General features: G+C 48.8%; 6 protein-coding genes. All 6 read left to right on the top strand.

Annotated features, from left to right (window positions below; genetic code table 11):
* The first annotated feature begins 311 nt into the window (after positions 1-311).
* Positions 312-1,697 carry an argininosuccinate lyase gene (gene argH, locus LKD71_RS17540; protein WP_117767328.1) on the top strand — a complete coding sequence of 462 codons (1,386 nt, stop codon included), beginning with the start codon at positions 312-314 and terminating at the stop codon, positions 1,695-1,697.
* Positions 1,698-1,699: 2 nt separating this feature from the next.
* Positions 1,700-2,419 carry an aspartate/glutamate racemase family protein gene (locus LKD71_RS17535; RefSeq protein ID WP_227616375.1) on the top strand — a complete coding sequence of 240 codons (720 nt, stop codon included), beginning with the start codon at positions 1,700-1,702 and terminating at the stop codon, positions 2,417-2,419.
* A gap of 74 nt (positions 2,420-2,493) precedes the next feature.
* Positions 2,494-4,032, top strand: coding sequence for a Na+/H+ antiporter NhaC family protein (locus LKD71_RS17530; protein WP_227616374.1), 1,539 nt, complete (start codon positions 2,494-2,496; stop codon positions 4,030-4,032).
* A 14-nt stretch (positions 4,033-4,046) separates the two neighbouring features.
* On the top strand, positions 4,047-4,901 hold the full coding sequence (locus LKD71_RS17525) for a polysaccharide deacetylase family protein (protein ID WP_117767322.1): 855 nt from the start codon (positions 4,047-4,049) through the stop codon (positions 4,899-4,901).
* Positions 4,902-4,905: 4 nt separating this feature from the next.
* Positions 4,906-5,778, top strand: a complete 873-nt coding sequence (locus tag LKD71_RS17520) for a polysaccharide deacetylase family protein (RefSeq protein WP_117767320.1) — start codon at positions 4,906-4,908, stop codon at positions 5,776-5,778.
* A gap of 248 nt (positions 5,779-6,026) precedes the next feature.
* Positions 6,027-6,140 (top strand): transposase (locus tag LKD71_RS17515; protein ID WP_227616376.1); only part of this gene is annotated, 114 nt, incomplete at its 3' end.

Raw genomic sequence — 6,140 nt, 5'->3', positions numbered from 1 at the left:
GATTTACGCAGTAAATCAGCGGATTTCGAATGTTTATAGAATTGCGGGAGCTGCTTTGCAGCGGAGCAATTCGTAGGTATCAGTTGGGGGCAAAAGACCTTTTGACCCCAACATCATAATATATCTATAACACGGAGAAAAACTGGAACAGGAAAGTATAGAGAAGATTTAGAACTTTCCAACTGGGCAATAGTAACGCTTTAACTTAAAAAACTTTGTACAGTATTTCTATTGACGTATATGCGTACATAACGTATAATTATTCAATTGCAGCACAAATAAAATATAATTTATAAAAGGAGTAATTACAAATGGCAAGTTTGTGGGGCGGAAGATTTGAAAAAGATATGGATGATATTGTAAAGAGATACAATGCATCTATTTTTTTTGATCAGAGAATGTACAACGAGGATATTGACGGCAGTATCGCTCATGTGACGATGCTGGGCAAGCAGGGCATCGTTTCCAATGAGGAGAAAGACCAGATCATCGCGGGTCTGGAAGCAATCCGCAAGGATATTGCTGATGGAAAGATCGTATTTAATGTGGAGGATGAGGATATTCATATGGGTATCGAGAGCCGTCTGATCCAGCGGATCGGCGATGTGGGTAAGAAACTGCACACCTCCAGAAGCCGGAACGACCAGTGTCAGGTGGACACCCGTCTGTATCTGAGAAAAGAGATTTATGAGATTCTGCACAGCCTGTGTTATCTGGAAAGCGTCATTCTTGAGAAGGCTGATAAATATGCAGATCAGATTACCGTAGGCTTTACCCATCTGCAGCATGCACAGCCGATTACCATCGGTTTCATTTTCATGGCATATTTCCAGATGTTCAAGAGAGATATCGAGCGTCTGACTGATACCCTGGAGCGTCTGAATTACAACCCGCTGGGCGCCTGCGCTCTGGCCGGAACAACCATGCCGATTGACCGTCATCTGACGAGTGAGCTTTTACATTTCACGGCTCCGACCGAGAACGCCATGGATGCAGTCAGCGATCGTGATTACAGCCTGGAGTTCTTAAGCGATGCTTCCATTTCCATGATGCATCTCTCCCGCTGGGCTGAGGAGTTTGCATGGTGGAACTCTTCCGAGTTTTCCTATATCGCCATCGACGACAGCTTCTGCACTGGTAGCAGCATCATGCCGCAGAAGAAAAATCCGGATATGGCAGAGCTGATCCGCGGTAAAGTAGGCCGTGTATACGGAGATCTGATGCAGCTTCTGACTGTTATGAAGGGAACTGCTCTTGCATACAATAAGGATTTCCAGGAAGATAAAGAAAGCCTTTTTGATGCCATTGATACCTGGAAAGCCACCATTGATATCTTTGCAAAAATGCTGGACAAGACCGAGTTCCGTATGGATCAGATCCAGAAACAGCTGGGCAAAGGTTTCCTGAACGCTACTGATATTGCAGAGCATTTTGCAAAACAGGGAATCCCCTTCCGTGAGGCACATTCCATCGTAGGTCATATGGTAAAAGCCTGCGAGAAAAAAGGCTGCGATTTCGATGATCTGACAGATGAGGAGCTGCAGGCGATCGACAAGCGCGTGACCAAAGAACTTCTGGGAGATATCAGCATCAAGAGCTGTGTCGATGCCCGCGTATCCTTTGGCGGAACCGCTCCCTCTGAGGTTCGCCGTCAGATCGAGGTTGGCAGACAGTGGCTGAACAGCCTGGAGCGCTGACTATGAAGATCAAAGTATTGATGACAGATAAGGCGATGCAGCGTCCGGTCATGGATGACAGGGAGCGCATGCTGTCAGCGGCAGTTTCACCGAGAACCGAGATCTCGGTGGACTGCATCAGGAAAGGACCGGATGAGCTGGACTGCCATACGGACGAGGCCTTTGCGGCGCCGGAACTTGTCAAAATGGCCATCAAGGCGGAAAAAGACGGCTATGACGCCATTGTGATTTACTGTTTCAGCGATGTGGGCCTGGAAGCGCTCCGGGAAAACGTGAAGATTCCGGTGATTGCACCCGGCGAGGTGACGTTATCCGTGGCACAGACCTTATGCAGCCGCTTTGTGGTAGTCACCGGCGCAGGCTGGAATATTCCGCGCACTTATCGGCGCATGATGCGTAACTGTATCGCCCGGGAAAAAATGCAGGCCGTGCTGGCTCTGGATATTCCGGCAGAGAAAATGCGGGTAAATCCCAATGCGACCAGAGAGCATCTGGAACTGGTCTGCGAGGAAGCGGTGGGAAAATATCAGGCGGACGGCGTGATTTTAGGCTGTCTTGGCATGGCAGGCTATGGCGACGAGCTGGAGCGGAAATATCCGGTCAAGGTACTGGATCCGGCCTTTATCGCGGTTGCTTATGCGGAAATGTGCGTACGCCTCGGCCTTCGGCACATTCCGGCGCAGTATCACCCCTTTACCAACGAAAGTAATGTGGAGCTTTAACGGGCACGCTTACTCTATAAAAGGAAATGAAAAAATGCAGAACCTGACTGCATGTATACACGAGGAGGACTAAAATGGATTACGGTATCTTGTCAATTATCCCCGCGGTGCTGGCGATTGTGCTTGCGATGATAACCAAAAACATTGTTATTTCACTGGCTATCTCCGTTTTCGTAGGATCTACCATCATCTGCGGCTGGAACCCGATCGCGGGCTTCCTGGAAATGACCCACACGCACATTTTCACAGCTTTATCTGAGCCGTCTAATATGCAGGCTCTGTTTATGATGGTTATCATCTCCGGTTTTATTGCCCTGTTGACGTCTTCAGGCGGAGCCGGAGCTTTTACCAATCTGGTTACTAAGAAAGTTAACACCAGATCAAAATGCGAAGGCGGTATCTGGCTGGGCGGACTGTTCGTATGGTTCACCGACACCGGAAACTCTCTGATCGTAGGACCGATCTTTGAGGCGCTGGCTGAGAAACTTCGTGTATCCAGAGAAAAATTTGCTTACATTCTGGACTGCACCACATCCCCGATCTGTTCCATGATTCCGATTATCGGCTGGGGCGTTACCACGATTTCCCTGATTCAGGCAGAACTCGACAATGCGGCTATCACCGATGTATCCGGTATGGATGTCTTTATTCAGGCGATTCCCTTTAACTATTATGCAATTCTGACTCTGTTTATGGCAGGCCTGCTGGCATTTACCCAGTGGGATTACGGCCCCATGCTGAAAGCGCAGAACAGAGCCATGAAAACCGGTAAGACCCTTCGTGAGGGCGGCGTTCCGATGAGAAGTGAGAGTGCCAGCGACAAAGAAGCAAAAAAAGACGGAAAAGTCAGCACCATGGTAATTCCGCTGATTACTCTTCTGGTTGTTCTGTTTGCTTACCTGTTCTCCAAGGATTTCCTGCATACCAGAGTAGCAGGCAGCGACCTTCGTACCGGTATTGCTTCTGCTTTCTTTGCCGCAACCATCGTTCTGGTTATCATGTGCCTGAAAGATAAGCTTTACACCTTTACCGAGTGCATAAATATTTACACCAAAGGCTGTTCCAACGCCATGTTCATGTGTATCGTTCTGGTACTGGCTTGGTCCCTTTCCAGCGTTACCAGCACACTGAATACCGCAGGCTATCTGATTAAGATATCCTCCGGTTTCTTGGCGCCGAGTATGCTGCCGCTGGTAATGTTTATCCTGGGTGCGATTATGTCCTTCGCAACCGGTACTTCCTGGGGAACTATGGGGGTACTGATGCCGCTGGGACTTCCGGTAGCCATCGATATGGGCTCTGCACTTCCGCTGGTAGCAGCTGCTATCGTAGGCGGCGGACTTTTCGGAGACCATTGTTCTCCGATTTCCGATACCACAGTGCTGGCGTCCATCGGAGCAAGCTGCGACCATGTGGATCACTTTGAGACTCAGATGCCTTATGCAGTGACGGTAGCAGTCATCTGCGGTATCATGTTTGTTCTGGCAGGCCTGGATTACAGCCCGGTTATGCTGGTGGTAGCGGCAGTCCTTCTGGCTGTTGTAGTTTTTGTATTACATAAGTTGTCTGTGAAGAAGTACGGACAGGAAAAGACACCTGGAAAAATATCATAAGAGGAGGTTTTAACATGAGTCAGTCATTATGGCCGGAAGGCAAAAAGAGCGCGGCAATGTTCACGTTCGATCTGGACGGCGATATCATCTGGCAGAACATGTCTTCCGACGAGCCTAATACAGAGAAACTGATTCGCGCCCGTTCCATCGGACAGTACGGTCCGAACCGCTGCGTGGACATGATTCTGGATTTACTGGACAAGTATCAGGTAAAGGCGACATTTTTTGCGCCGGGTTATGTGGCAGAGCATAATCCGGATGTGATCCGCCGCATTGATGAGGCGGGACATGAGATTGGAAACCATGGTTACACCCACGAGCGTTTTGTAGAGAAAACAGTGGAAGAGCAGCTGGAGATTCTGAAAAAGACCCAGAAGATCATCAAGGACATCACAGGAAAGGAGCCGAAAGGCTTCCGTACTCCGTCCGGAGACTGGCATGTACGCACACCGTATCTGCTGAATGAGCTGGGCTTTCTGTATTCCAGCTCCATGCGTGGAGACGATATCCCGTATTATACGGTTCTTGACGGCAAAGAGACAGATCTGGTAGAGATTCCGTCCAAATGGGAACTGGACGATTATGTGGCTCAGGCCTACAGTGTTTATCCGGCAGAACCGGCTGGTTTGGATCGAATCAGTTGCTATCGGAATGTACAGGACAATGATCTTCGTGAGTTCCGCGGCTACTATGATATGGGACTTTGCATCGCATTTCTGATGCATCCCCAGATCTCCGGAGCTCCGGGACGAAATCTGGTCCTTGAGGAAGTGCTGAAAGAAGTAACCTCTCATAAGGATGTATGGGTGGCTACCGGAAGCGAAGTTGCCGAATACTGGCGCAAAGCACATCCGAGAAAGGAGGACTAGAAGTATGTATGCACAGGAAATGAAATTGCCGGAGGGTAAAAAATGCGCGGCGTTTATCTCCGTAAACCTCGCAGCAGAGTTCTTCTGGCTGTCACTGGATAAGAAAGCGGCAGAGATGCCGAAAACCCTGTCCCTCGGTCAGTACGGAATGACTCATGGTCTTCCGAGGCTTCTCGGCCTGCTGGATGAGCTTCATCTGAAAGCTACTTTCTTCGTGCCGGGCAAAACCGCCGAGACCTATCCGGACAAGATCAAGGAAATCGCTGACAGAGGCCACGAGATCGCGTGCCACGGCTATGAATATGAGAATTTTGGTCTTTTGGACACAGAGGAGCAGCGCGAGCGCATCGGAAAGGCCGTGAAGGCCATTGAGGCCGCCTGCGGAAAGAAGCCGGCCGGTTTCCGGGCTCCCATCGGAGATCTGATGCTGGAGACTCTGGATATCGCCAGAGAGTACGGGATGACCTACTCCAGCGATCTCTATGACGACGACCGTCCTTATTTCATGAAGACCAATGAAAAAGGCGACAAGATTTTGCAGATTCCCCAGCAGTGGGCGAACTTTGACCTGCCGTACTTTGCCTTCAATTACCGGCCTGCATTCCCCTTCGGACAGGGCCGTGTGGCAAACTACAGCAACGTGCTTTCCAACTGGAAAGATGAGTTTACCGGTCATTACAACCATCACCTCTGCTACAATCTGCAGCTGGACCCGCAGTCAACCGGAAGTCCGGGACGTTTCGCCATGCTCCGTGAATTTCTGGAGTTCATGTGCGCCCACGAGGGCGTATGGTTTGTGACAGGAAGCGAGCTGGTAGATTTCTGCAAGCAGGATGAGGGCGCTTATGTCAGTCTCCGTGAAACAAAAGTGGTTTGATTTTTGATGATTATGATTGGGCTGAAAGTTTTTTGATGAGCTTTCGGCCCTTTTTTTAACAAATGTAGCAAGAATTCTCCCACCTCTTCAGGTGGTGAGATGAATTGCACATCTGAGCATATCTGCTCAAAAAAGTCCTTATAGTACAAAAGAAACACTTGTTCTCTATTCCCTGATATAGTATACTGAAAAGGAACATTAGTTCGTAAACACATGTCAGTCGATATAAGAAAAAGAGTGATAACACAATGGAATTAGATCATAATTCCCATTCAGTATTTCTAGTATATTATCACCTAGTGATGGTTATAAAATACAGAAGAAAAGTACGGAATGGCAAAATATCCGAAAGAGCAAAAGAG

Origin of the sequence: Fusicatenibacter faecihominis (assembly GCF_020686945.1) — a bacterium.
Taxonomy (GTDB): domain Bacteria; phylum Bacillota; class Clostridia; order Lachnospirales; family Lachnospiraceae; genus Limivivens; species Limivivens faecihominis.
The sequence above is the reverse complement of the archived record's forward strand: the minus strand, read 5'-3'. Positions and strand labels throughout refer to the sequence as shown.